Origin of the sequence: Niallia sp. FSL W8-0177 (genome assembly GCF_038006285.1) — a bacterium.
Taxonomy (GTDB): Bacteria; Bacillota; Bacilli; order Bacillales; family Cytobacillaceae; genus Niallia; species Niallia circulans_A.
Genome location: NZ_JBBOUX010000001.1, coordinates 4,482,211 through 4,507,910, shown reverse-complemented (window position 1 = coordinate 4,507,910; position 25,700 = coordinate 4,482,211). Strand labels below are relative to the sequence as shown.

32 protein-coding genes are annotated in these 25,700 nt (G+C 35.7%); 8 read left to right on the top strand and 24 right to left on the bottom strand.

Going from position 1 to position 25,700, the window contains the following annotated elements; genetic code table 11:
* Nucleotide 1 precedes the first annotated feature (1 nt).
* Together NST77_RS22050 and NST77_RS22045 are read right to left on the bottom strand one after the other, a co-directional pair.
* Nucleotides 2–1,291 carry a sugar ABC transporter permease gene (locus tag NST77_RS22050; RefSeq protein WP_095331268.1) on the bottom strand — a complete coding sequence of 430 codons (1,290 nt, stop codon included), beginning with the start codon at nucleotides 1,289–1,291 and terminating at the stop codon, nucleotides 2–4.
* A 71-nt stretch (nucleotides 1,292–1,362) separates the two neighbouring features.
* Nucleotides 1,363–2,631 carry a sugar ABC transporter substrate-binding protein gene (locus NST77_RS22045; protein ID WP_341123561.1) on the bottom strand — a complete coding sequence of 423 codons (1,269 nt, stop codon included), beginning with the start codon at nucleotides 2,629–2,631 and terminating at the stop codon, nucleotides 1,363–1,365.
* Nucleotides 2,632–2,904: 273 nt separating this feature from the next.
* Here NST77_RS22045 and NST77_RS22040 point away from each other — a divergent pair, with 273 nt between their 5' ends.
* Both NST77_RS22040 and NST77_RS22035 read left to right on the top strand, forming a co-directional pair.
* Entirely contained in the window at nucleotides 2,905–3,894 is a 990-nt protein-coding gene (locus NST77_RS22040) for a LacI family DNA-binding transcriptional regulator (protein ID WP_249879428.1), read from the top strand.
* 147 nt (nucleotides 3,895–4,041) lie between these two features.
* Nucleotides 4,042–4,527, top strand: coding sequence for a CBO0543 family protein (locus tag NST77_RS22035; RefSeq protein WP_172859680.1), 486 nt, complete (start codon nucleotides 4,042–4,044; stop codon nucleotides 4,525–4,527).
* Here the strand turns inward: NST77_RS22035 and NST77_RS22030 are convergent.
* From NST77_RS22030 to NST77_RS22010, 5 genes are all read right to left on the bottom strand, one after another.
* Nucleotides 4,524–5,285, bottom strand: coding sequence for a YjjG family noncanonical pyrimidine nucleotidase (locus NST77_RS22030; protein WP_341123560.1), 762 nt, complete (start codon nucleotides 5,283–5,285; stop codon nucleotides 4,524–4,526). The two genes, NST77_RS22035 and NST77_RS22030, sit on opposite strands and share 4 nt — an antisense overlap.
* 15 nt (nucleotides 5,286–5,300) lie before the next feature.
* Nucleotides 5,301–5,774 (bottom strand): DMT family transporter, encoded by a 474-nt coding sequence (locus NST77_RS22025; RefSeq protein WP_341123559.1) that lies wholly within the window; start codon nucleotides 5,772–5,774, stop codon nucleotides 5,301–5,303.
* A 5-nt stretch (nucleotides 5,775–5,779) separates the two neighbouring features.
* Nucleotides 5,780–6,493 (bottom strand): Crp/Fnr family transcriptional regulator, encoded by a 714-nt coding sequence (locus NST77_RS22020; protein WP_341123558.1) that lies wholly within the window; start codon nucleotides 6,491–6,493, stop codon nucleotides 5,780–5,782.
* 12 nt (nucleotides 6,494–6,505) lie between these two features.
* The gene (locus NST77_RS22015) at nucleotides 6,506–6,931 is read right to left on the bottom strand and encodes a DMT family transporter (RefSeq protein WP_047943997.1); all 426 of its coding nucleotides are present in this window, start codon (nucleotides 6,929–6,931) and stop codon (nucleotides 6,506–6,508) included.
* A 176-nt stretch (nucleotides 6,932–7,107) separates the two neighbouring features.
* On the bottom strand, nucleotides 7,108–7,749 hold the full coding sequence (locus NST77_RS22010) for an FMN-dependent NADH-azoreductase (protein ID WP_341123557.1): 642 nt from the start codon (nucleotides 7,747–7,749) through the stop codon (nucleotides 7,108–7,110).
* Between the two features lie 193 nt (nucleotides 7,750–7,942).
* Between NST77_RS22010 and NST77_RS22005 the strand changes: the two genes are divergently transcribed.
* Nucleotides 7,943–8,404 carry a GNAT family N-acetyltransferase gene (locus NST77_RS22005; RefSeq protein WP_061800667.1) on the top strand — a complete coding sequence of 154 codons (462 nt, stop codon included), beginning with the start codon at nucleotides 7,943–7,945 and terminating at the stop codon, nucleotides 8,402–8,404.
* 104 nt (nucleotides 8,405–8,508) lie between these two features.
* On the opposite strand, the gene NST77_RS22000 is transcribed toward NST77_RS22005, so the two are convergent.
* The 12 genes from NST77_RS22000 to NST77_RS21945 form a co-directional block, all read right to left on the bottom strand.
* Entirely contained in the window at nucleotides 8,509–8,874 is a 366-nt protein-coding gene (locus NST77_RS22000; protein ID WP_095331282.1) for a YybH family protein, read from the bottom strand.
* A gap of 151 nt (nucleotides 8,875–9,025) precedes the next feature.
* Complete coding sequence (locus tag NST77_RS21995; protein ID WP_164463994.1) at nucleotides 9,026–9,163, bottom strand: hypothetical protein; 138 nt, start codon at nucleotides 9,161–9,163, stop codon at nucleotides 9,026–9,028.
* Between the two features lies 1 nt (nucleotide 9,164).
* The gene (locus NST77_RS21990) at nucleotides 9,165–10,085 is read right to left on the bottom strand and encodes an LCP family glycopolymer transferase (RefSeq protein ID WP_095331284.1); all 921 of its coding nucleotides are present in this window, start codon (nucleotides 10,083–10,085) and stop codon (nucleotides 9,165–9,167) included.
* A 32-nt stretch (nucleotides 10,086–10,117) separates the two neighbouring features.
* Nucleotides 10,118–10,942 carry a hypothetical protein gene (locus tag NST77_RS21985; protein WP_341123556.1) on the bottom strand — a complete coding sequence of 275 codons (825 nt, stop codon included), beginning with the start codon at nucleotides 10,940–10,942 and terminating at the stop codon, nucleotides 10,118–10,120.
* Nucleotides 10,935–11,507: a sigma-70 family RNA polymerase sigma factor gene (locus tag NST77_RS21980; RefSeq protein ID WP_095331290.1), complete on the bottom strand. Its 573-nt coding sequence runs from the start codon at nucleotides 11,505–11,507 to the stop codon at nucleotides 10,935–10,937. The genes NST77_RS21985 and NST77_RS21980 overlap by 8 nt, the downstream gene beginning before the upstream one ends.
* 173 nt (nucleotides 11,508–11,680) lie before the next feature.
* Nucleotides 11,681–12,175, bottom strand: a complete 495-nt coding sequence (locus NST77_RS21975; protein ID WP_123258730.1) for a GNAT family N-acetyltransferase — start codon at nucleotides 12,173–12,175, stop codon at nucleotides 11,681–11,683.
* Nucleotides 12,159–12,293, bottom strand: coding sequence for a hypothetical protein (locus NST77_RS21970; protein ID WP_268877124.1), 135 nt, complete (start codon nucleotides 12,291–12,293; stop codon nucleotides 12,159–12,161). Before NST77_RS21970 ends, NST77_RS21975 begins: the two co-directional genes overlap by 17 nt.
* A 33-nt stretch (nucleotides 12,294–12,326) precedes the next feature.
* Nucleotides 12,327–13,193 (bottom strand): permease, encoded by an 867-nt coding sequence (locus tag NST77_RS21965; protein ID WP_095331294.1) that lies wholly within the window; start codon nucleotides 13,191–13,193, stop codon nucleotides 12,327–12,329.
* Nucleotides 13,194–13,276: 83 nt separating this feature from the next.
* Nucleotides 13,277–13,723 (bottom strand): MarR family winged helix-turn-helix transcriptional regulator, encoded by a 447-nt coding sequence (locus NST77_RS21960; protein WP_016201414.1) that lies wholly within the window; start codon nucleotides 13,721–13,723, stop codon nucleotides 13,277–13,279.
* A gap of 97 nt (nucleotides 13,724–13,820) precedes the next feature.
* Nucleotides 13,821–14,294: a GNAT family N-acetyltransferase gene (locus tag NST77_RS21955; protein ID WP_171509214.1), complete on the bottom strand. Its 474-nt coding sequence runs from the start codon at nucleotides 14,292–14,294 to the stop codon at nucleotides 13,821–13,823.
* A 16-nt stretch (nucleotides 14,295–14,310) separates the two neighbouring features.
* Entirely contained in the window at nucleotides 14,311–14,799 is a 489-nt protein-coding gene (locus NST77_RS21950; RefSeq protein WP_016201416.1) for a GNAT family N-acetyltransferase, read from the bottom strand.
* Nucleotides 14,796–15,302: a GNAT family N-acetyltransferase gene (locus tag NST77_RS21945; protein ID WP_164463744.1), complete on the bottom strand. Its 507-nt coding sequence runs from the start codon at nucleotides 15,300–15,302 to the stop codon at nucleotides 14,796–14,798. Before NST77_RS21945 ends, NST77_RS21950 begins: the two co-directional genes overlap by 4 nt.
* A gap of 174 nt (nucleotides 15,303–15,476) precedes the next feature.
* Between NST77_RS21945 and NST77_RS21940 the strand changes: the two genes are divergently transcribed.
* Nucleotides 15,477–16,634 carry an SAM-dependent methyltransferase gene (locus NST77_RS21940; RefSeq protein ID WP_123260106.1) on the top strand — a complete coding sequence of 386 codons (1,158 nt, stop codon included), beginning with the start codon at nucleotides 15,477–15,479 and terminating at the stop codon, nucleotides 16,632–16,634.
* A 73-nt stretch (nucleotides 16,635–16,707) separates the two neighbouring features.
* On the opposite strand, the gene NST77_RS21935 is transcribed toward NST77_RS21940, so the two are convergent.
* A complete protein-coding gene (locus tag NST77_RS21935; RefSeq protein ID WP_341123765.1) occupies nucleotides 16,708–17,613 on the bottom strand; it encodes an NAD(P)/FAD-dependent oxidoreductase in 906 nt (301 codons plus the stop codon).
* Between the two features lie 140 nt (nucleotides 17,614–17,753).
* On the opposite strand from NST77_RS21935, the gene NST77_RS21930 reads away from it, so the two are divergent.
* Both NST77_RS21930 and NST77_RS21925 read left to right on the top strand, forming a co-directional pair.
* Complete coding sequence (locus NST77_RS21930) at nucleotides 17,754–18,287, top strand: sigma-70 family RNA polymerase sigma factor (RefSeq protein ID WP_303985551.1); 534 nt, start codon at nucleotides 17,754–17,756, stop codon at nucleotides 18,285–18,287.
* Complete coding sequence (locus tag NST77_RS21925; RefSeq protein ID WP_123260107.1) at nucleotides 18,271–19,395, top strand: hypothetical protein; 1,125 nt, start codon at nucleotides 18,271–18,273, stop codon at nucleotides 19,393–19,395. The genes NST77_RS21930 and NST77_RS21925 overlap by 17 nt, the downstream gene beginning before the upstream one ends.
* A gap of 64 nt (nucleotides 19,396–19,459) precedes the next feature.
* Here the strand turns inward: NST77_RS21925 and hflX are convergent, their stop codons facing one another.
* A complete protein-coding gene (hflX, locus tag NST77_RS21920; RefSeq protein WP_095331366.1) occupies nucleotides 19,460–20,716 on the bottom strand; it encodes a GTPase HflX in 1,257 nt (418 codons plus the stop codon).
* Between the two features lie 528 nt (nucleotides 20,717–21,244).
* Nucleotides 21,245–21,802: a DNA-3-methyladenine glycosylase I gene (locus NST77_RS21915; RefSeq protein ID WP_095331368.1), complete on the bottom strand. Its 558-nt coding sequence runs from the start codon at nucleotides 21,800–21,802 to the stop codon at nucleotides 21,245–21,247.
* Between the two features lie 259 nt (nucleotides 21,803–22,061).
* On the opposite strand from NST77_RS21915, the gene NST77_RS21910 reads away from it, so the two are divergent.
* Nucleotides 22,062–23,030 (top strand): helix-turn-helix transcriptional regulator, encoded by a 969-nt coding sequence (locus NST77_RS21910; RefSeq protein WP_268877125.1) that lies wholly within the window; start codon nucleotides 22,062–22,064, stop codon nucleotides 23,028–23,030.
* Between the two features lie 96 nt (nucleotides 23,031–23,126).
* Here the strand turns inward: NST77_RS21910 and brnQ are convergent, their stop codons facing one another.
* Nucleotides 23,127–24,455, bottom strand: a complete 1,329-nt coding sequence (gene brnQ, locus NST77_RS21905; RefSeq protein ID WP_341123552.1) for a branched-chain amino acid transport system II carrier protein — start codon at nucleotides 24,453–24,455, stop codon at nucleotides 23,127–23,129.
* 106 nt (nucleotides 24,456–24,561) lie between these two features.
* Complete coding sequence (locus NST77_RS21900) at nucleotides 24,562–25,038, bottom strand: GNAT family N-acetyltransferase (protein ID WP_095331311.1); 477 nt, start codon at nucleotides 25,036–25,038, stop codon at nucleotides 24,562–24,564.
* Nucleotides 25,039–25,172: 134 nt separating this feature from the next.
* Between NST77_RS21900 and NST77_RS21895 the strand changes: the two genes are divergently transcribed.
* On the top strand, nucleotides 25,173–25,649 hold the full coding sequence (locus tag NST77_RS21895; protein ID WP_095331312.1) for a DsrE/DsrF/DrsH-like family protein: 477 nt from the start codon (nucleotides 25,173–25,175) through the stop codon (nucleotides 25,647–25,649).
* Nucleotides 25,650–25,700: the final 51 nt, after the last annotated feature.

The window sequence follows — 25,700 nt, the reverse complement described above, 5'->3', positions numbered from 1 at the left end:
CTTATTTTACCTCCTTAAACGAATTCGTTCTTCTGAATTGCCAAAGAGCAATACTAATAACAAAAATACTTAGTAAAATCGTCAATGCAGCAGCAAGTGCATATTGACTGTTCTGCATCGTTAATTTATATATCCAAGAAACTAAAATATCTGTACCACCGGCTGTTGATCCTGGCACAGCTGGTCCTCCCGCATTAAACAGATAGATAATATTAAAGTTATTAAAATTAAACGTATATTGCGTAATAATAATAGGTGCCATGGAGTATAAAATAAGTGGCAGCGTAATATTTTTGAACTTTTGAAGGGGGGAAGCTCCGTCAATCGTTGCTGCTTCGTAAAGATCATCGGAAATCGATTGAAGTACCCCCGTGGTGACAATGAATATATATGGAAAACCGAGCCATCCTTGTATAAGCAATAACGCTAATCGTGTCCAGTTTGGACTTGTCAGCCAAGGAATACTATCGATCCCCAAAAAGGCTAAGATGGAAGTATTAATCGCCCCAAAGCTATCATTGAACATACCTGCAAATACTAAAATTGTTACAAATCCAGGTACAGCCCACGGTAACACTAAAATAGTACGAAAGAATTTTTTAAAGCGTAATTCCTTCTGATGAACAACCACCGCTAAAAAAATCCCGATTGCCACTTGAAGCGTTGAGGCAATCAGTGTCCAAATTAAAGTCCATCCTAATACATCAAAAAAAGTAGCTCGCCATATATCGACGGTAAATATCTTTTTAAACGTCTCAAGTCCTACCCAATCCACTAAATTAGCTGGAGCGGAATGATACAGGTCATAATTAGTAAAGGCAAGTGCAAAACAAAATAGGATCGGAAAAATAACAGAGAAAATAAGTAAAAGGAAGGCTGGACTTGTAATGATATATGGATATCCTTCTGCTAAAAGAACCTGATACTGCTCTTTTATGGAGGGAATAGCAAATCCTTCTTCTCTTCTCTTTCCAATCGCATAGGCATCTTTTATATTTAAGTAATAAAAAGCTAATCCGAAAAAAATAACAATTACAGCGATAATGCCCTCTGCAAGTAAGAAGATGGAATTATCTCGGGGCACTTGTTCCCCGAGCGTAACAATCCCCCATAGTCCCATATTAAATAAATCCTTAAAAACAACAATAAATGCGATAGAAAAGATAAGGAAGAATGCTCCCTTTCCCCATTGTTTATTATAGAACTGTCCTAAACCTGGAATGATTGATAATAATGCAGCCCTTTTCGCTGTCTTTGTATCTGTATCAACTGCCTTTGCTTGGAAGCTCATACTTAAACTTCACCTCTCTCCTTTTAAAAGGGACCAGTATTTTTTGGATACTGTGCCCCTCTTATTCCTAGTTAGTTTCCACTATTAGCAGCAATGGAACCTTTGATTGTCTCGACTGCTGTTGACAGGACCTCTTTTGGCTTCGCTTTTCCTGTTGCAATCGTTTGAAGTGCTGAGTCAATTGGCTGCCACACTGCATCCATTGCTGTAATGCCTGGTGTTAATTGTGAATATTGAGATTGATTCGCTACTGCCTTTGCATTTTCACTTTCTGTCACAGCTGGATCTTCTGCTAACGCCTTAACTGCTGGTACTTCTTTCGTAATTTCATAACGTGTTTTCGAATTCTCTTCATTTGCTAAAAATCCAACTAATTTTTCTGCTAGTTCTGCATTTTTACTATAAGTGCTTACGTTATAGCTTTTCACCCCGATGAAGGATCCCATATGTTCTCCATTTGCTAACATCGGGAGCTCTGCTACTCCATAATTGACGCCTGCTTTCGCATACGGCTCTAAATTCCACGGTCCAGAAATAACTGCAGCAGCTTTCCCTTCTGTAAATAGAGAATCCAGAACATTTATCCCTTGCTCGCCAATAATTCCGGATGGGAACAATCCATCTTTATAAAATTTAGAAATATACTCTGCTCCTTCAATGGCTCCTTCATTTGCTAAACCAATATCCTCTGGATTATATGCTCCAGAACTGTCCTGCCCGAATACATAACCTCCATATCCACTTAGAACACCATTTGCATAGTATATTTGATCCCATAAAGCCAATAAGCCATAATTTCCATCCTTGGTTACCCCTTTAGAGAACTCATACCATTCCTCTGTTGTTTTCGGCAATTGGTCTTCACTTACTAAGTCCTTGTTATAATATAAAATGGTCGTTTCCACGGCTTTAGGAAGCCCATATACTTTGCCATCAACCATTTGGGATTCCATCGCTGCCTCTGTATACATTGCCTTTTGCGTATCATTAACTGTGATTTCCTTTAAAATCCCCTCTGTTACAGCCGTTCCAATCTGATCTGCGGGAATTGTGATAACATCAGCTCCTGTACCTGCTGGCCCATCTAATCGCAAATCTTCTAATTGATCTGCATAAGCTTTCTCTTCAACTTTAATTTTCACGTTATTTTCTTCTTCAAATTTTTTAATTGCATCTGCAATTCCTTCCGACTTGCTTTGATCTTCCCATACAAGGAGATCATAGCCATTGTTATTTTTCTTTGAAGATGTATCGCTACTTGCTTCATCTGATGGTCCACAACCTGCTAACGCTAAAGCTAAAGAACTACTCAAAAGTATTGCGGTAAGCCTCTTTTTCATCTTTTTTCCACCCTTTGCTTTTTTTATTGTCTGAAAACGTTTTCTAACAAAAGAATACTATACAAAGAATTTTTTGTAAATATATTTAGTAATATATTTTATTAACATAGAAAAATACAACACTTAATAAATTTAATAATATAATAAATACAAATAAAATTATTTACTTATTAAAAACAACAAAAGGAAAATAATTTACTAAAAAACATTACTAATTTATAAACAAATCGCTTATAATGTATGTATTGAGAACAGTGCTTTTAGGAGGTTTACATGGTCACCATAAAAGATATTGCAAAAAAGGCAGGTTTTTCACCATCTACCGTTTCGAGATTATTAAATAATGATTCAACACTCTCTATTTCTCCAGAAACCAAAAAGAGAATTTTAGATACAGCATTTGAGTTAGGATATGAAAGAAAAAGTATTCAACCACTTATTGAAAAGGTGGCACTTCTATACTGGATTACGGATAAAGAAGAGCTAGAGGATGTTTATTTTAAACAAATGCGATTAGAACTGGAAAAAAACGCTATTAACCATAATATTGAATTGCATCTATACAAACATGAAGACGGTATAAATAGTATCCCCCATGATATTTCTGGCTTTATTGCAGTTGGAGCCTTTTCGATGGACGAAATTCAAAAGCTAAGAAAGAAAACAAAAAAGGGGGTTTTCATTGATACCAACCCTGTTCCTGACCTATATGATGCTGTATTACCGGATACTATAAGAATCACCAAAAAGGCAATTGATTACTTCATTGAAAATGGGCATCAAAAAATTGGGTTTATTGGTGGAACTTATCATAATCCTGATACAAATGAAGATGAAATGGATATTCGCGAAATCACGTTTCGTGCACATATGCAGAATATAGGATTGCTCGATGAAAGATATATATTTGGCGAAAGGCATTTTTCCGTAAATGATGGCTATACCGTTACAAAGAAAGCAATTGACTGCTTAAAAGAAGAATTGCCGACTGCCTTCTTTATTGCCTCTGATCCAATTGCAGTCGGAAGTCTTCAAGCTTTTAATGAATATAATATTTCGATTCCAAATAGAGTCAGTATTATAAGCGTCAATAATATAAGTGTGGCGAAATATGTATCACCTCCCTTAACAACCTTTCATATTGATATACCAGAACTATGCAAGACGGGTGTTTCTTTACTTCTCGAGCAAATTCTAGATCAAAGAAAAATTCCAAAAACTGTTTTACTGCAGTCAGAATTAATTAAACGAAAAAGTACGTGATCAAAAAGGCAACAGGGTTTCATTGTCACAAAAAAAGCATCCAAACAGATGCTTTTTTTTTCATACTTTTTTCGTATTGGGGGAATATAAAAAAATCCTATGATAACTTAGAGAAAGGATAATCGTAACTAGACGGGTGATTATTTAGTGGAACGGAAAATATTAAGATTACTCCTATTTTTAGGAATTGGACTTTTACCAATTATCTTTAGAAAAAAACAAGCAAAGGATTGGTTTCTTGTTTTCTTTTTAAAAGGGTATATGTCCAGTTTTATTGACGGTATTGTTACTTCGAAAAAACGCCTTAGTTTCCCTGTTCGATTTTTACCAAAGCATTTTAAAATTAATGTGTTATTTGACTATTTACTATTCCCGATCACCTGTGTTGTTTATAATCAAATAAGCTATCATTCCAAACTACCTGGAATTATACTCAAAGCACTTTGTTTTAGTATCCCGATGACGATTGTAGAAATTTTGTTCGAAAAATACACAAAGTTAATCTCCTATAAGAAGGGCTGGAATTGGTATGATACATTGCTAACCGAAACTTGTACCTTCTTAATTTCCAGAACTTGTATTGGCCTTATCCGAAAATTGGACAAAGAAGATAAAAAACAATCGATCCATTAAGGGTTCGATTGTTTTTCTTGGTCAAGAAGCACAAGCAATTCTTCTAGTTTTGCTATTTCATATGTTGGCTGGACTTCTAATTCTTTTTTCTTTTTTAATGGATTAAACCAGCATGTATCAATTCCTGCATTGCAGCCGCCTTGTATATCGGCGCTTAGCGAATCGCCAATAATTAAAGTTGTCTCTTTGTTGATTTGCGGGATTCGTTCAAAGCAATAATCAAAGAACTCCTTCATTGGCTTTTGATAGCCAGTCTCTTCTGAGACAAATACAGCTTTAAAGAATGGGTAAAGACCTGAGGATTTTAACCGCTTCTCTTGGATTTTTGATATTCCATTGGTCACAATATATAAATCAAATCGATTGGAAATCCTTTGAATTAAATCAAATGCTCCATCTAACAGCTGATTTCCTTCTCCTAAATAATCTCGATAGCTTTGCTGTAATAAAACACCGTCTACTTTTATGCCCAATGTGTCAAAGAAAAGGGTAAATCTTGTATTGACGACCTCATCGCGCGTTATTTTTCCTTCTTCAAAGGCTTTCCAAAGGCCCTTATTGAGCTCTTGATATTGCTGTTTCCATTCGTCTCTGTAGGAAACTCCTTGCTCTTGCAGCAATAATCGAAAGGCGTGATCTTCTGCAGCTGTAAAGTCTAGTAAAGTATCGTCCACATCAAAAAGCAATGTTTGATAACACTTTACGGTCCCAGCGTTTTTGCTAGTGGTCTCTTCCTTATTATTCAGTAATCCTTGCATGTAAACTCACTCCTATTATTTCAGCAGTTCTTTCACTGGCTGTTTCTTCTCTGATGCACCACCCATTTTAAACACGAGAATTCCACCGATAATAACTAATACTCCTATTAATTGCTTTAAAGTAAACGGAACCTGATCTAATCCCAATAAACCAAAGGAATCAAATAGCAAGGCAAAAACAAGCTGAGAAGACAAAGAAATCGACACAGCATATGTTGCTCCCAAATGTTTAATCCCCTTTGTCATGCATACAACAACACCGACACCAATAATTCCGCTGAACCAATACCATGTGTGCATATTTTCTAAGTGAAAAAGGCCTGTACCTTCTGAAATAATACCCAAAGTAAAGGAGGCAATAAAGCCTAACGCTAACACTAGAGTCGTCGTTGCCCAAAGACCAACCTTCTGATTTACTCGATTATTAAATATATTCTGCACCCCAACGAGACTCCCGCTAATAAAGGCAATCAGTAATCCATATATCATGTTTTTTATTCACCTGCCCCTTCTTCGTAAATACTTTTACCAGCTAAATTCAATAAACCATCGCGGTTTTTCACGATAATAAACCCCTTTTTCCGTTCAATCAATCCATCCTGACAGAATTGCTGTATTACCCTATTTAAATGACGATAGCTAGTGCCAATTAGATTGGCTGTATCCTTAAGATTAATTTCATTACCATCCGTATTGTATAAAGGATCCTCCTTATCAAAAGAAACTGATACTAAATAGCTAGCCAGTCTCACTTCCACTGGGTAAAATAAATTGAAACGCATCGAACTAGATTTTATATAAAATTTTTTCGTAATAATATCCAATAAAAACTGCAGGAAAGGGGCATAATCATTCGCATATTGCTTTAAATATCGTTTGTGTACACCAATGACCACCCCATCTGTGATAGCTTCCACCGTGTTCAAAATATCTGTATTCCTTACATATTCAACGTCCCCAACCATTTCGATTGGTGTTTTAAAGGATAGAATTAACGTTTTTCCTTCTGCTGTTGTCGTATATATTTTCACCTTGCCATCTACCAAAATGTAAAGATATTCCGCTGCCTGTCCTTGCGTACAAATAAATTCCCCTTGATTAAAAGCATAAAGATGTAAATGGTCTTTCAACTTTTTCGGAAAGATTGCTTCTAATTGAAACTTGCGAATATATTTTTCTATCTGCTCTAGATTTCCCATTTCTTTCACGGATGGTTCTCCTTACATTTTTAATAAAAGAACACCTATTATCATCATACCAATTCCAATAAACTGCGGAGCTCTCATTTGCTGCTTTTCCAGTCCAAACCAGCCATTGCTATCTATTAGAAAAGTTATAAATAACTGGGCAATCAAAGCTGTTGAGATTGTTAACGTTGCTCCCACTAAATGCATGGCAGTAATCGTACTGAAAATAACAACCGAAGCAAAAGATCCTCCCGCCAAATATAATGGCTTTACTTGTTTATATTTTGAAAATGCTTCTTCCTTTACGATTAACAAGATTAGAAATGCAAGTACAAAACCAGTAAATTGTGTAATGGTAGCTGCCTGCCAAGAACCAATATCCTGACTAATTTTTGCATTTGCCACTCCTTGAAGGGTAATGAATGCCCCACCCATTAGTGCAAATAAAATACCTCTCATTTGTTCGACCCCTTGTTGTTTGATTTCCTTTTTAAAGATAATCGATTTCTAAAAATAGGAAAAGGACATATGTCCTAAATACTCCTTCTCCTAGTATAATCTTTTTTCCATAAAAAAACTCCGTCTGAAAACTTAATTTCAAACGGAGTTTATCTATTTAACTAGTTAAATACCTATTAAACAGTTTGTGCTGCTAATTTCTTTCCAGCAGCAGCAACTTTTTGTAATCCTTCTTCAATGATAGAAGCAGCTTTATCAGGCATTGCGTTATGGCCTTCGATAATAACTTCATCAATGATTTCCATACCAAATACGCCACCAAATACAGCACGCATATAGTTAACAGCCATTTCAGAAGAAGCAGCTTCTGGAGTAGAATAAACGCCGCCACGAGCATTTAAAAGGATTGCTTTCTTATCTGTCATTAATTGAATCATGTTACCTTCTGCATCAAATTTAAAGGCAAAGCCTGCAGCATATACATAATCAATAAATGTTTGTAATTTAGCTGGAATAGTTAAGTTCCAAAGCGGGAATGCGAACACTACTACATCAGCAGCTGTTAAAGCATCCATCGCTTTTTGCTTTGCAGCTAATAAGCGTTGCTCTATATCTGTTAATTCTTCTCCGCTTTGCACTTTACCGAAAGAATCAAATAATTCTTGACCAAAATAAGGAGTATCTTCTGCATAGACATCATATACATTCACATTAAGGTTTTCAGCACCCTTAACAGATTCCATAAACGTTTCATACATTTTGCTTGATACAGCTTCAGCTGCTGGACGATTGTTTGCTTTTACTACTAATACATTCATTTATTTCATTTTCCTTTCCCTCATACAAATTTAAACCTATGTGAATATCATAACAAAAAAAATGGTTCAAAGGCAAATATTTTTAATTAAAGATATTTAATTAAATATTTCCAATCAAAATGCAAATAAGCTATTCCATTGGAATGAGGAAATTAGTAGAATAGTAGGTAAAATAATGAAAAGGATGATGAGGATGCACATTATAATCGACCCTGTTACATCAAAAGAAATCATTGCTTTATTAGAGGATCATTTACATAGCATGACCCTTCACTCCCCTCCTGAGAGCATTCATGCATTAGATGTGGAAGGATTAAGAAAACCAGATGTAACCTTTTGGAGTGCATGGGAGGATGGAGAGCTAACTGGCTGCGGCGCATTAAAAGAGCTAGATAACAAGCATGGAGAAATAAAGTCTATGAAAACCTCCCCTCATCATCTACGAAAAGGAGTAGCAAGAAAACTACTCCTCCATATTATTGCAGAAGCCAAAAATCGTGGCTATAGCCGATTAAGTTTAGAGACAGGTTCCATGGATGCTTTTCTACCAGCCAAAAAACTATACGAAAGCTTAGGATTTGAGTATTGCGGCCCATTTTCGGATTATACCGAAGATCCAAATAGTGTTTTTATGACGTTAGCATTAGAAAAATAAGATTTTAAAGATCATTCGATTATAACTGCAGGCCAGTCCGTTTCCACTGATTCACAATGAATAATTGGAAACGGACTGGCCCCTTATCTTCCTTGTAATCGGTATTACAAGCTACTCAAATGCTCATGAATGATTTTCCAATTTCCATCTGAATCTTTTACGAACACATTCGTTGCTCGTCCACTGCCTTTTATAAATTCGCCTTTATAATATCCCTCATAATGATAATGATAGACGCATGTTGCTGTGTCATTTCCCATACCTAGCCACTGTATATCTGCAGCTGAATACTTTTCTTCCTTAATAGTGTTCCACGCATTCTCAAAATAATTTTTTATCTCCTCTTTACTTCTGCATGTTTGGTCTGAGAACCAATATATCGCTTGTGGGTGCAGCAGCCGTTCTACATTTTCGAAGTCATGCGTATTTGTCGCATCAATATATTGCTCTAATAGATTAATTGGGCTCATATAAAGTAACCTTCTTCCCTATTTTATTTAGATTTACCTTATTATAATATGTTTGCATAGAACGAGAATAGATTTGATAAAAATAATGGCTAGTCGTTTTCTTTTGGCTTTTACTGGATCTTGAGATGCCTACTATCATTCTATCATTCTATCATTCTGGATAGCTAGTAGTTGCAGTCCTACCGTCCGTTAAGAGCGGAATCAATCTTCCTACTTTGCCACCAAAATCATAATATAGATGGATACTTGCTTTATTTTCACAGTCCAACGCATATTTAATTCTTACCATCTCAATCTAAAAGATTATTCGCAAGCATTTCCTTAATATGATTTCTTTCCTCTTCATTTACCACGAAGAAATACTTACCATCTATATAAGCATCCTCACCTTTTACCTCATATTGTTCCATTCTATTTCTAGTATTCTTATAGCCTTTTTCAATAGATATCATCTCATTCAAGGGAATATTAGTTTTAACATTTTCACCTAAAGTCTCTAATATATCCTTAAATTTAGTAACTGAGGAGATACTAGTTCCTTTATCAATAATCGCTGCTATCACCTTTCTTTGTCTTTCATTCCTGCCAAAATCTCCTCTAGGGTCCAGTTTTCTCATTCTCGCATAACCTAATGCCTGCTCCCCATCTAAATCTATATTTCCTAATTGATAATGATATCCTTTCTTGTAGTACCCTTCATCAAGCCATTCAATTTCATTATCTACAGTTATGCCACCTAAAGCATCGACCATCCCACTTAGTGCTTCCATATTAATTTTTATATAATAGTCCAATTTTTGGCCAGTAAATCCCTCCACTGTATCTAATACCATCTTCACTCCCCCTAACGCATAAGCAGAGTTAATTCTAGTAATCGCCCCGTTTCCGACTATTTCTGCTCTTGTATCTCTCGGTATACTTATCATTTGTAATTTTTCCTTCACCGGATTTAACGTCATAACAATCAAGGCATCAGTTCTCCCCACATCGTTCTTCCGCTCATCCACTCCCATTAATAAAATGGAGATAGGCTTTTTATCTTTGACATTTTCACTTCTTAGCTTACTTTCCGTTTTTGTTTCTCCATCAATAGGTTCATAAACCTTATCTACTGTATTATCTATCGTTTTATACAAGTAAAATACAAAACTACATATACTAATAAAAATAATAGATAATATACTTATAGTAATTTTCTTATGTTTTTTCATGGTTATCTCTCTTTCTTTTTATTACTCCTTATTTAAAAAAGTTGGAATACATCGTCCGGAACTTCCTTATTTATCCATATATCAATTGTATCTATTATTACTTTGCTCGCGCCATTTTGATCATATAAGGCTAAATACAAAATAATACCTGTTTCCTTATCTACTGTCAGAGCAAAAGCATCTTTCTTGGGAAAATGAGTATTATCCGGCTGCTTACCTTCAATCTGATAGAGCACTCTCCCAAACCGCTCTACTTCCTTGTATTTCCAATTATTATAATTTTCAAGAAGTGAAATATACTTTCTGCCTTCGAAAATGGAACCTAAATATCCTGATTCTATAAATTCCTGTTTTGTTAAATTTTTTTCTTCAGAAATGCCTATTGTGGAATTTTTATAGATTAGCTTTCCATCTTTCCATAATATATTTATTGTTTGATAACCATCATCGGTCCATACTTTCTCGCTGGATTTATATAGTTCTTTGTCTAGATTTAATGTAAAAGTTATAGTATTAGCTTTATCTCCATTACTCATTCTATTCTCGAATTGGCCAACAACAGTATGCACAGGTTTAAATGTTTGGGATAATCTTTCAACAATTTCCTTTTTATCTCGGTATTGTGCTGAAACACTCTGATTTATCATAAGACTTTTTATACCAATAAAAAAAAGGATAATCATGACTACACTAATGATTGCCGGAATATATTTATGAACAAACCATGGGCTTTTTCTTTTCTTTCCAGAATAATTAATCTGCTTCAATACCTTTTGCTTCTGTTCCTCCGAAAAATTTATTTCCTTTAATATCGTTCCATTCATTTTCTCATCTAAATTTTTTAGTTTTTCATCCATTGCCATCTCCTCCATCAAGCAGTTTTTTTAGCTTCTGACGTGCACGATGCATTCTGGACTTTACCGTATTCTCATTTAATTCTAGTAATTCTGCTATTTCATGTTGAGAAAGACCTTCATAGTAGTAGAGAATAATAACTTCTCGAAGGGGAACAGACAAAGAAATGACTTGTTCGGAAATAAAGCGATTCTCTTCATTTAAAAGAATTTGTTTCTCCACCGATTGCTCCTTAGTATCTCTTTTAAAAGAAAGAAAGTCTGCAAAAAGGATATTTTTATAAGACCAGCTTTTTAATACATCTTTACAGCGATTTACCGTGATACGGTATACCCAAGTCTTATAGGATGCCTCGTTTCGAAAATTATCGATATTTTCATAACATTTTATAAATACATCCTGAGCAATATCCTCTGCTGTTTGTTTATGGCGAACATAGGTATATGCTAATCGGACAACACTTTTTCCGTACTCATCCATTAACCAAATAAGGCGTTCTTCCTTTTCAAGAGGATCGGTAGAGCTCATTTGCTCTCTCTGATGCATATTGTGCTTTTTCTCAAGCATCTAAAACCTCCTCCTTTTTCCTATTACGTTTAGACGACACAAACCTCTTTTAGGTTCTGTTTTTTCTCCATATTTTCTTTTAATATGGTAAGAGGCTTTCTTTAGCGATTTATTGTATTTACAATCCAACTAAAAAAATCCAAGAAAGCATCTATCACTTTCTCGGATTACAATTAGAATTTCCTACTTCTTCTTTCCACCAATACTATATCTCTCCACTCACCATCTAGCTTGCCAATTTTCTCTCGAATGCCGACTTCTCTAAAGCCACAGCTCTTATGAAGATAGATGCTTGCTTTATTTTCTGGAAATATGCCTGATTGCAGTGTCCAATAACCACTTTGTTCAGAATGTTCAATTAATTTTTCTAATAAAAGTTTCCCATATCCTTTGCGATGATAAGCTGGATGTATATACACACTGTGCTCCCCAACCCCTTGATATACACAACGGTTCGATACTTTGCTGATAGCAGCCCAACCAATCACTCTATGCGTTTCTTTATCTAATAGGACTAGGCTAGCAGTTAAATCTTTATTATTGCTCCATTTTTCCCAAGTGGGAACATCTGTCTCAAATGTTGCTTGTCTTGATTGTATCCCTAATCTATAAATAGCTGCGATTGCTTCCCAGTATTTCTCCGAAATCTTCTCAACCTTTACGCTCATCCTCCTTCTCCTCCTTCACGACACAACAGCCATCTTTTTTCTTTCCTACTTCTTCTATCATAATGGTACAACAATCATTTTTCTGCTCTTTTTTCATTATTTTTTTTAAAATATTCATAATAAATCATTCCTCCTGCTAATTGTTTTCCTTTTAGATAAAATAAAACAAAAATCCTGAAATCGTGGACATCGAAATAACCGATAAAATAAACGCGAACACTAATTTCCGCTTAAAGATGCTATTTAATAAGCTTAGCTCTGGGAGACTTGCTCCTGCTGAACTGATCATCATTGCCATGACTGGTCCGAGCGCCATCCCCTTCGCAATAAGAATCTGGGAAATCGGAATCATAGATGATAACCGAATATATAAAGGAATACCAATAATGGCTGCGATTGGAATCAACCACCACTTCTCTCCGCCTAAGTAGGTTGCTACAAACTCTGTTGGCACGATTCCTCCTATCACTGCTCCAATACCTGCTCCTATTAACAAAAAAGGGTAAACAGTTTTCATTAATGTTAAAATTTCAGAAACTGTATTTTTCAAGCTAAATCCCTTCTCTGCTTGAGACGCATTTTTGATGATGACATTTTTTACTTCTTTTTCAAACCCCCATTTCTCTAATACAAAGCCAAGTATAACTGAAAGTATCGTTGTAATTGCCGTATATGTGAGAGCTACTTTCCATCCCATTAGAACAGCCATTACAGTTAAAATAGTTGGATCAAGAACGGGAGAAGTAAATAAAAAAATCATAACGGTGCTAAACCGGATTTTATTTTTTAATAAATTCACCACAACCGGTATGGTAGAACAGGAACAAAAAGGGGTAATAAAAGCAAAGACTACTGCAATCAGCGCACTAACAATAGGTGGAGCCTCCTTCATCCACATCTCCACTTTGTTATAGCGAATAAATCCTTGCAGCAGGTTAACAATGAAAGATACAACCACAAACAGAACAGTTAATTCGATTACTAACCATGCGAAATTTTTCAACACTTCATACCACATCTTAAAAGCCTCCTATTATTTGCGAAATACAAGTATTATATCAGAGCTATATTAAGAAGGAAATCTAACATAGCTTTTTTCCATCACTTAACCGGGTGACAACACATATTGCTTTTTGCCATGGAACTATTTAATAACTTTAACGACCGTATTACCGTTTCTCTTTCAAAGTCTGACATAAAGGAGAGAACTTCTTCTAAATATTGATTCATTTGGGTATCAATAGAAGTCGCAATCGCTTTTCCTTGCATTGTTAATTGGAGTACGTATACTCTCTTGTCGTTCATTGATTGTTGCTTATTCACTAATTCCATTTTTACTAAAGATTGAATTTGCCGGCTAAAGGTGGTAATATCCATTCCAATAAGCTCCGCTATTTCTTGCATTGACGGATTACTTCTCTTATCAATTTCATATAAAATATGACTTTGGACAAGCGATATTTCTGTTTTTCCAACAGAACAACAATTTTTATCAAGTACACCAAATCTCCTCATCGTAATTTGTAAAATCTCACGGATATTCTCCATCCTATTTCCCCTTTTCTTTATGAAGTTATTTTTATTATATCTTATTATTTGCATTTTGCAACTATTTAATTCAGACTGTTTTTTTAAACAGTCCTACTTACACTTTTCTGCTGAGAATAATTTGTTCTCCTTTTGGCCCCATTACTCTTCTTCCTGTCTCAGCAAATCCTGCTTTCTGATAAACATATTGTGCTCTAGTATTTTTTACATTCACAGCCAAGATTACTTCCTTTTTCGCAGGAAAATGCTTTTTCACAAAGGGAACTAATTGTTCCATTGATTTCCCGCCTATCCCTTGCCCCTGAAACGAATGCTGAATAGAATAAGCTCGCATAAGAATAGCTTCTTTATTGTCACTATACGATTTTACTCCCTCCCATCCATGAAGGACAAAAAAACCCGCAACCATCCCATCATTTAAGATAACAATAGGATGACGATCCTCTTCCGTTAAACATTTCTCTAAAGCATCAAGCGGCGTACTTGTATAATATAGCTGTTCATCCGATAAAAGATATTCTTCTAATTGCCGCTTATATTTTTCTTCATAAAATTCCAATGATATAGGCACTATCTTCACCTTCCATTTACTTTGTTGTTGATAGATTTTTCACTAGCACTACTTCATCTCTAATAGGAATACCATCGTTTCCGAGGAAAGGGATTTCTGGTTTAATCTTTCTAGCTTCTTTTACTGCGTCTTTAAGCAATTCTGCTAAACAATAGCCCCTTTTTTGGTAAAACTTTAAGGCTAATAAATTATCATTTGTTGTAATTATTTTGACCTGATCACATGGGGCTTGTTTGGCTGTTCGTTCAACAGTTTGTAAAAGCTTTGTTCCAACGCCCCTTCCTTCTTCGATACTGTCTAAAGAGATAATTTCACACTCCGTATCTCTTAAAATGTAGGTTATTAAACCAATCATTTCCCCTTCTTTATTCCAGGCAATAAATCCATCTAAAGCACTGCAATCATAGATGCCTGTAGAAAGGACCATTTCGGGGCTTCCCCAATGAGATTGGAAAAATAATTTTACTTTTTCACGGTTGGTTTCAGTAATCGCGGTAATATTCATCTCAGTTCCTTCTCCATACAAAGATATTTTTGATGCCCAATAGGCTTAGAGGCAAAGAAAACCTCTCCTTTTTCTATATAACCATGCTTTTTATATAACTTTAAAGCTTGAGGGTTTCCTGAAAATACATCTAATCGGATGCTATCATATCCTTTGGCAAGAGCATATTCCTCCATATGCTGGACCATGATTGCTCCTATGCCTTTTCCTTGGTAACGGGGATTAAGCATGAGAGAGTGAATAATCAAAGGATTATTTCCATTCCATGGAATGGACTGCCATTCCTCTGTTTGCCATTCATTTAATACCACATGTCCCACTATCTTATCCTCTTCTAATAAAACGAATAGCATCTTGTTTTCCATGCAGTCCTGGAAATAACCTCTATTAGGATAATGATCATCCCATTGGAAAATATCATGCTTAATTAGATTTTCTCTGCATTTGATATATATATCATTAACTTCTTCTAGCATATTGGCTCTTGCCGTTATAAATCGCAATTTCATTCCACCTCTTTCCTATCATGATGCTCGTCTCTATTTTACCATTTTCACTCTTATATGGGGATAATTTCCCTTATAAATGTCCATTTTCTCGTTTGAGCATATCGAACACATATTTCATGGAATAGAGGTAAAATTATACATATAACATAAGAGTAAGAGGTGAATGGTGTGTTCGAGAAATCTATATATAAAACTATTCTAAGCAATTCCTTCACCATTCCAGTGAAGGTTACTTATTGGGATGGAAAATCAGCTGTTTATGGTAACGGCGATCCTGCCATAGAGCTTATTTTTAGAAAGCCTATTCGTATTAAAGACATTCATAATAACGCATCATTAGCTTTAGGAGAAGCATACATGAACGGGAAGATTGAAATAAAAGGAAGTATCGAGGATTTAATTGCGTCTGCCTATGAAAATGCATCTAGCTTTATGCAAAATAATAAGTTTAGGAAATTTGTTCCCAAACAATCTCATACGAAAGCGCGAAGTAAAGAAGATATCCAAAATCATTACGATATCGGCAATGACTTTTATAAACTATGGCTAGACCGTTCCATGACTTATTCCTGTGCCTATTTCAAAAATCCAGAAGACACATTAGAAACCGCACAGCAAAATAAGGTGGATCATATTTTAAAAAAATTAAATCTATCTCCGGGCCAGCATCTCTTAGACATTGGCTGTGGATGGGGGAATCTTATTTTTACTGCGGTTAAAGATTATCAGGTGAAGGCAACCGGCATTACTTTGAGCCAAGAACAGTATGATTATGTGACCCAACTAGCTAAGGAAAAAGGATTATCGGAAAGCATAACCGTCTATTTAATGGATTATCGTGATTTAAAGGATAGGAACTTTGACCGCATCACTAGTGTAGGGATGTTTGAACATGTAGGTAAGGAAAATCTTCAAGCCTATTTCCACCAGGTACATCAATTGCTAAAAGACGATGGGGCAGCCTTAATTCATGGAATTTCACGTCAACAAGGTGGCGCAACTAATGCTTGGATCAATAAATATATTTTTCCTGGAGGCTATATCCCTGGAGTCGCAGAGCTAGTCAGCCATATGACAGCTGAAAATCTCCAATTAGTAGACTTAGAAAGCCTTCGTCGCCATTATCAAAAAACATTAGAAATATGGCATGCTAACTTTATCGCTAACCTAGAGGAAATCAGGAAAACAAAGGATGAACGCTTTATCCGCATGTGGGACTTGTATTTGCAGGCTTGTGCCGCTTCCTTTAAAGCCAGCAACATTGATGTTATTCAATATTTATTGGTTAAGAAAAGCAGTAATTCGTTACCAATGACGAGAGGATAAAGAATCAGGGGGAAGGTTATTACACTTCCCTTTTTTAAACAACAGAAGCATAAGAACCAGCCCTTTGATTCCTTTAAAATCTTTCCAGCATAAGATCTGTATTTACAGCTATAGATACTTTGCTTCCATCCGCAGCAGCAAACAGTAAGGATGATGCCCCTTCCTTTTCGGTTTCTCCGGCAACATAAACATTTTTTTTGGATGTTCTCCCTGATCCATCTGTTACTAACACTCCATTTTCATAGACATCTAATCTTAGCTGCTCCACAAACTGATTGGAGCGATAATAAGAAGGAGAAACGAAGCCCCCCGTTCTAGCAATCTGCCTTCCTGATGTAAACACAACTTGCTGAAGATACCCATTTTCGCCTATTAAGCTCTTTATTGGTTCGGTAACGATTGGAACATTCCGCTTGAGGAATATTTCTTTTGTAGTTGGAGAAATCGCTGCACCATTTGTTGCTATCACTAAATCCTTCGACCAATTATAAACTAACCTTCCCATATGTAATGCTTGTGCTTCCGTGTAAGCAATAATAAGAAGAGCTTGATCTCTTAGCTCCCAGCCATCGCAGTATGGGCAGCTAAAAAGGCTTTTCCCATAATATTGTCTCGCATTAGGAATCGGAATAATTTCTTGTACACCAGTCGCTAAAATAATTTTCTCTGCTAAATATTCTTTATGTTTTTTCGTTTTAACCAGAAACACTTCTGCCCCTCTTAACTTTTCTATTTCCGTTACCGTATCCTTATAGGGAAAAATGCTCGGATAGTTCATTAAATCATTCATCCCTAATTCCTTAAACATCTGTGGACTTATTCCATCTCTTGTTAGAAAGCCATGTGATTCATGACTTACTCTATTTCTATTCGTTCCATCATCAAAGATAGCCACACTTCTTCTCGCTCTCCCTAGTGTCAGCGCAGCACTCATTCCAGCTGGACCACCACCAATAACTATACAATCAAGAATATTCATCTCCATAGATTCCCCCTTTTTCCTTCTATTTTAAGTATATGAACGACGTTGCCTTCGTAGTGCTAGAATAAATTTGTAAAAAAGAGAAACCGTTCGTCTGTTTGTTTTGTCTAATCTGTAGGTAGAAAGGAGAGGGGACTGTGGAGAAGCAAGAAAGAGATAAATTGCTTACAAACGCGATGGATACATATGGTCATTATTTATCCCGACTTGCCTACGCCCTTGTGAAAGATAGGGAAAAAGCAGAGGACATTGTGCAGGATGTGTTTATTCGTTATTATTTGCAGCTTGATCAATTTGAAGGTCGATCTAGTGTGAAAACATATTTATATCGTATAACGGTAAATGAATGCCGAAACTACTTTAAAAGCTGGGCTTTTCGAAAAGTCGAAGTTTCGAAGATTAAGAACACTTTTCTGATCCATAAAGAAACACCCGAAGAAGCCTATTTAAAACAGGAAAGTAAAAATTATCTTGCCGACTTACTTAATAAACTACCAATAAAGTATAAGGAAGTCTTATGGTTATATTACTATGCTGAATTATCTACACAGGAAATCAGCGAGATATTAAACTGTTCCAGCAATACGGTTAAAACTAGACTAGCGAGAGGACGGAAGAAAGCACAACTAACAATGAGTGAGGAGGAGATAAATCGTGCCAAAGAACATTAAACAATTATTTGATGAAATAATCCCAGCGGATATCACCCTTTCCGAAGAAAACAAACAAAGGATTTTACGAAATGCAAACCAGCAAATGCAAAACATTAGTCAGAGAAAACGAATATTCCGTCCAATATGCAGTGTAGTTGCCATTATTAGTCTTCTCCTTATTTTAATTAGTCCTTCTCTAGTAAACCGGCTTTCAACACACTCTTCTTTTCATACACCGATGGAAAAAGTAACTATACCAAATGTTGATTATTCATCTTTAATCCATTCTTTCTATATAAAGGAAACGAACGAATTGATTTATGCTGATAAAAAAAGCATTTATTCTTATTCCCTCACATCGCACTCACAGCAAGTACTTGTCGAATCTGGTGCAAACATTGATATATATGCACTGACAGCAAATGCGCATTGGCTTGTGTGGGGAGAAAAAAATAATAAGCTTTTTATTAAAAATCGAAAAACACTCTCACAGAAAGAATATAAAAAGGACATTATAGGAGATGTTCAATTGAAAGGAAATACATTAATTTATGATGATACTTCTGGATATAAGCAGTTAAATTTATCAACATTTAAGGAAACTAGCATTCATGGTTTCACGGGAATTGCCAGAAACAGCAAAGCTGATTTAGATCGTAATTTACTTGTTATTCCTGAGCAGTTTAAATCAAATAACAGAAATAAAACGGAGTTTTTTGTCTATAATCTAACCAACCTAAAACAAGTTGGGAATTATAGCGTTCCCTATAAAGCAGCTGAAAACGTTACTTTAATAAATAATAAAATATATGCAGCTTTTTCAAATGAGGATGAGAGCCCATCTATTTTAGGGTATATCGATCTCACTAATGGAGTATTTCATGAAATCCCCACACCACCCTTTACTGCTTATGCTGTCTATAAAAATTACGTTGCATTAAGTGTAGTGGAAAAAAATACAGATACAGTTAAACTATATCAATTAGAAACGGAAAATTTAAAGGAACTACCCATATTTAATAATATAAAAGAACGCCTAGTCATGCCCCGTTTCACCGATGATGGATCCTTAATAGTAAACGGAGAGGCAGCAGATTTTTCTATGTACTTGCAGGATGTAGAATGAGCAGAGGGACGGCTCTTGCGCTTTCTTTTTCAAAATAGAAGCGTAGAACGTCCCTCTGCGTATTTTATATTACATATTCTCGATAACGATTATAGTCTTCTTCTTTGCATTCGATGGATAGGAATATGCCTTCTTCCTTATATTCTGTTGAAAGGATATTTGCCTTTTCCGTCAAATAGGATAGTACATTCCCTTTATCATACGGGATAGTCATTTCACAGGAAATATACTGCTTAAAGACATTTTTAGAAATAGCTTCCACTAGTTCATTTATTCCTATTTGCTTTTTAGCAGAAAGGTAAACTCCATCTGTTCCTGCCATCGATGTATCTCCTGCTGCTAAATCTATCTTATTAAAAGCATAGATAGCTGGGATATTTTCCGCGTTAAGTTCTTTTAAAGTCTTATTAGTCACATTGATTTGCTCTTGATAATTTGGATTAGAATAGTCAACGACATGAATAAGCAAATCAGCTTCCGCCACTTCCTCCAAGGTCGACCTGAATGCTTTTACTAATTGGTGCGGTAATTTACTAATAAACCCAACTGTATCTGTTAATAAAAAGGATTTATTATTTGGTAATGTAATATTGCGCACTGATGTTTCAAGGGTTGCGAAGAGCATATTCTTTTCAAACACCATTTTCTCTGTTGCAGCATGATATTTTTCAAGCAGCACATTCATTAAAGTCGACTTCCCAGCATTCGTATAGCCAACGAGTGCAATACTTGGCAACTCTTTCTTTTTTCGCATCTTTCGCTGGTTTTTACGTTGGACCACAAGCGTATCTAATTCTTTATGCAAGCGACTAATTCTGTCTTCAATCCGTCTTCGATCCAATTCAAGCTTCGTTTCCCCTGACCCTCTATTTATAAGGCCAGATCCTCCTCCCTGACGACCTAGTGATTCTCCTAAACCAGCTAATCGAGGCAGCATATATTGCAATTTTGCGATTTCAACTTGGAGCATCGCTTCTTTTGTCTTCGCTCTTTGAGCAAATATATCTAAAATCAATACTGTCCTGTCAATGATTCGGCAATCTGTTGCTTCCTCTAAATTACGAACTTGGGAAGGAGACAGCTCATCATTGAAAAGAACAGCCTGTACGTCCTTCTCCGCAAGCAATGCAGTTAACTCCTGCAGTTTCCCTTTCCCAATATAGTGTGCAGAATGAACCCGATCCAACTTCTGCGTTATCTCTCCCACTACTTCTATATCACAAGCTTCTGCCAATTGAATTAGCTCTTCCATTGAATTAGCAAAGTCTTCTTTCTGATCATAATGAACGCCTACTACTATCGCTTTTTGTTTTCCTTCCATTCCTGTTCCTCCATTCTGTTCATAAAAAAACACACAGGTGGTCACCTGTGTGTAAAGCAATCGGAATAAGAAAGAGGAATAGTATTTATTTAAAGTAAACCCTAAGCCTAAAATGGGTTTCTAAAGAAAATATTATTCCATTTTAATAAAAAGAGAGCATAATTCTCCCCTTTTACACCACATCATTATAAATAACGTTAATGAAAGGTTGCTTTTAAAAATAGGCAAACTAATCCCGATTACTCTACACACAGGCAGAGCCTTTAAGTACTATAAAATTAGTTACATAAAGTATACAATCGAGATAGAATTCCACATCTTAAAGCAACCCTCCATTCATCTAATTAACATTATTATACCATAAATGGGAAGTAGAGGGGCAATTCTTCTGTTTTCTGCTGAATATTTTTCCTAAAAGAAAAGCGCTGGTTTAGTCAAGCTTCCCTATATACTTTTTGTAAGATCCCTATCCAGTTTGTTTAAAAGCTTGAAATACTTTCAGAAACAGGAGAACTTCCTCGATTTCCTTTATTCTTTATGAAAAGCACAGCTAGTTATGTGGTCGTTGACTATTCCGACTGCTTGTAGATAGGAATAGATAGTTATAGGTCCTACAAACTTAAACCCTCTTTTTTTCAAATCTTTGCTGACCTTCTTTGATAGGTCAGTTTGCGCTGGTATTTCGTTGTCATACTGCCAATTTGATATGATTGGTTTTCCATCTACATAAGACCATAAAAATTCAGCAAAACTTCCGTATTCTTTCTGTATTTCTATCATTGCTAAGGCATTGCTTTTAACTGATTTAATCTTTAACGGATGTTTCACAACCTCTGTATTAATTCGGATATTTTCCAACTCTGTTTCTGTTAGGTTTGCACAGTATTCTAAATCGAAATCATGAAAGGCCTTTTTGTATGCTTCTCGCTTTTTTAAAATGATTGACCAAGACAATCCAGCTTGTGCTCCCTCTAGTACAAGCATTTCAAACAAATATCGATCATTATGACTTGGAATACACCACTCTTTATCATGATATTCTCGCATTAAATCACTGGAATTTGCCCAGGCACATCTAGTTTCCATCAAACCATCCTCTTTAAATAAATTATTCTTATTCTTTAGTATAATCCAATTAACCTGACAACAGTATGTCATATTTTGATACCACTTCTCGCTTCTCTTTTCTTTGGATGATACACTTAACTAAAAAAATAGATTTACCCGTATAATTTTATTCTACCTAGCCGTTATATATAGGATAAACGCTAGAAGGTAAATTCCCTTTATTAACAGCAGCCGAAGAATTAGGAATAGAAGCTCAATTAGATAAACCACCATTAAAATGGTGACAGAGGGACAGTTCTTCTGTTTCTCTTATATTCCTCAAATAAGGAGGCTTTCCATGAAAATAAGTAGACTGTTTCAAATTATCTATATTTTGCTAGAAAGAAAAATGATCACGGCTAACGAACTAGCCGATAAACTTGAAGTTTCTGTGCGAACTATATACCGCGATATTGAAGTCCTTACGGAGTCTGGCATTCCTATTTATACAATGCAAGGTAAAGGAGGCGGAATTACCTTGATGGATCAGTTTGTACTCAACAAATCACTCCTTTTAGACAAAGAGCAGGATGAAATACTATTTTCCCTGCAAAGTCTATCTGCCACTAATTATCCAGATACAAGCGATATTTTAGCGAAACTAAGTCATCTATTTCAAAAAAGCGAAACTAAGTGGATTGAGGTAGATTTTTCATCATGGGGCAGTGATACAAAAAGAAAGGAATACTTCTCTCTTTTTAGACAAGCCATTCTAGAGCGTCATGTCCTCTCTTTTCACTATATCAATTCGAATGGGGAAAAGAGCTTACGGCGAATTCTTGCGGAAAAATTATTGTTTAAGGATAAAGCCTGGTATTTAGAAGGTTTTTGCCTAGAAAAATCGGCGAATAGAACTTTTAAAATAAACCGTATGTCTAATATAGCTTTAACTAATGAAATTTATGACAACATAAAAAAAACGGAAGAATTACTTTTAAATGATTCTTTGGATGGGGATTATTTAGAATGGGCAGACTTAGTGCTCAAAATTAGTTCCAGAGCCAGTTATCGGATTTATGATGAATTTGAGGAAAAGGATATTTCCAAAGAAAAGGATGGTTATCATATCATTTCCACCTCTCATATAAAAGGGGAATGGTTATACAGCTACCTATTATCCTATGGAAATTATTTAGAAGTAATCGAACCCACAGACATAAGAAAGGAAATAAAAAGGAGAATTCAGCAGATGATAAATCAATATTGAATCAGCCCTTAATTTCTTTGATTTATTGACTACTAAACAAAAAAGACGGTTCTCCCGCTTCCTCTATGGAATGCAGGAGAACCGTCCCTCTACGTACTATTTACGAATGAAATATCCAATCACCGTACCAATAAGGGCAGGTAAAATCCAGCCTAACCCTATTTCGTAAAAGGGGAGAATATTCTCGTAAAAATGCCCAATCTCCTCAAAAAAGCCAAGCTTAGCTTCTGGGATGCTTTTTACAAGTGCTTGATAGCCATCCAATATACTTACAAAGAATGTTAGCACCATTGCCATTAGGTACACACTTTGCTTGCCTTTGAATAATCGCGAAAAAAGAGCAAGTATGATAAGCATAATTGCTAAAGGGTATAAGAACATGAGCACAGGTACTGCAAATAGTATAATTTTATTTAAGCCTAAATTGGCAAATAAGAAAGAAACAACACATAGACTAAGCACAAAAGTCTTATAGCCAATCTTCGGAAATACTTCATGAAAAAATTCACTACAAGACGTTATTAATCCAATACTTGTTTTTAAACAGGCAAGCACAATGATAACCGCAAGCAAAATGCCGCCAAAAGGACCAAAATAATGCTTAGCTACTGCAGCAAAGATAAGTCCGCCATTTTCAAAAGTTCCTACAGCTTGTACACTAGAAGAACCCATATAAGTGATAAATCCGTAGATAAGCATCATTAGCAGCATGGCAAATATTCCTGATTTCCATGTCGTTTTTGCAATACTCTTTACGTCCATAATTCCCTTCCCTTTGATAGCATTAATCACCACTATCCCAAAGGCAAGAGATGCTAGAGCATCCATGGTGTTATATCCTTCTTTAAACCCTGTCATAAAAGCATTATTTAGATATGCTCCCTGTGGCTCTTGAAAGCTCCCCATCGGGCGAACAATACTTACTATTATTAATAAAAATAAAAACAGCAGAAAAGCCGGAGTCAGATATTTCCCGATCACATCCATAATCTTTGCCGGATTTAAGGAAAAATAGTAAACCAGTAAAAAGAAAAGAAAACTAAAAATAGCTAAAAATAAAGCAATATGGCTATTCGCGACAAACGGCTCAATCCCTATTGCAAATGGAACTGTCGCTGTACGTGGAATAGCAAAGAATGGACCAATCGTTAAATATAGAAATAACGAAAAGAGAAATCCGAATACTGGATGAACGCGACTTGAAAGCTCGCGCAGACCATTGCTTCCTGATAATCCAATTGCTAATATACCGAGAAAAGGAAGCCCAATCGCCGTTACTAAAAAGCCTGCTAGCGCAAGCCAAAAGTTTGTTCCCGCAAGCTGTCCAAGCTGAATAGGAAAAATTAAATTTCCCGCTCCAAAAAACATACCAAAAAGCATCGTCCCAATTAGAGCATAAGTTGAAAAAGAAATTCTTGATTGCATAAATCTAATACTCCTTTATAAATACATATAAATTAGATAATACGGGAACGTTTAAAAGTACACAACAACTTTTTAAATGAATTTTCACATAATACCTTCTAGACTATTAAAGAACTTTCTTCAAAATCTCTCCTGGCAGGCCTTCTATTTCTCCAATCCATGCCGAAGTAAATCCTTTACTCACTAATATTTTTCTCGAGGCTATATTAGCAGGATCTATAATTGCCTTTATTACCTTTAGATCTGTTTGTTTCACTAATGACATTAATCTATCCGCAACCATACCGCCATATCCCTTCCCCCAATGTTCTGGCAAAAGCATATAGCCAAGCTCTGCTTCAGCAAGCTCTTGCTCCGTTAAAGTCACATGGCCAAGCCCGATAAATACTTCTGAGTCTGGTTGAAAAAAAGCATAGGATCCAAAGAGCTGATTCTTGTCATTGCGGATTAATAGTTTTTCAAAGTCAATCTTTGCCTCTTCTAACGGAATAGCTCTTTCTGTAATCTGGGCCATCACTCGCTCATTAGAAACTAATTGGTAATACAACTCAAAATCATTTGCTGTAAATTTTCGAAATAGCATGACTGCTCATCACCTTCCTATTATATTCGCTTTTTTTAATCTCTTCCGTAAAAATGACAATATAGTGAAATTCGTATATCCAAAACAATTTGATGAAAGCTAAAGATATTCTAAAACAAGAAAGGAATTTTCCCATGGAACAAAAGTTAAACGTATTAATGTTTAGCGGGGACTACGATAAAGCAATGGCTGGTTTAATTCTAGCTAATAGTGCCCGGGAAATAGATGTGGAAGTAACCATGTTTTTCACTTTTTGGGGGCTTTTATTACTTCGCGACCCCGAAAAAATCGATTTGGAAGGTAAATCCTTCTATGAAAAAATGTTTAACACCTTCCAACCTAAAGACGTAGAGCAGCTTCCTTTATCCAAAATGAATTATGCTGGTCTAGGTAAAATAATGATGAAGGAAATGCTTGAGGAGGAAGAGGCCCCACCACTTATAGCTTTCTTAAAAGGGGCAAGAAAAAAACACGTTAAGTTTCTTGCCTGCAAATTATCAGTTGATATACTTGGATTTAAGCAAGAAGAATTTTATCCTGAAGTCGAAATTGTCGACGCCAAGGTTTACCTTAAAGATGCTTTAAAATCTGATATTCAGCTTTTTATTTAAAGCTTCCCATATCAAAAGGCGGTCTCTGCTGATGCATAAAAACCGCCTATT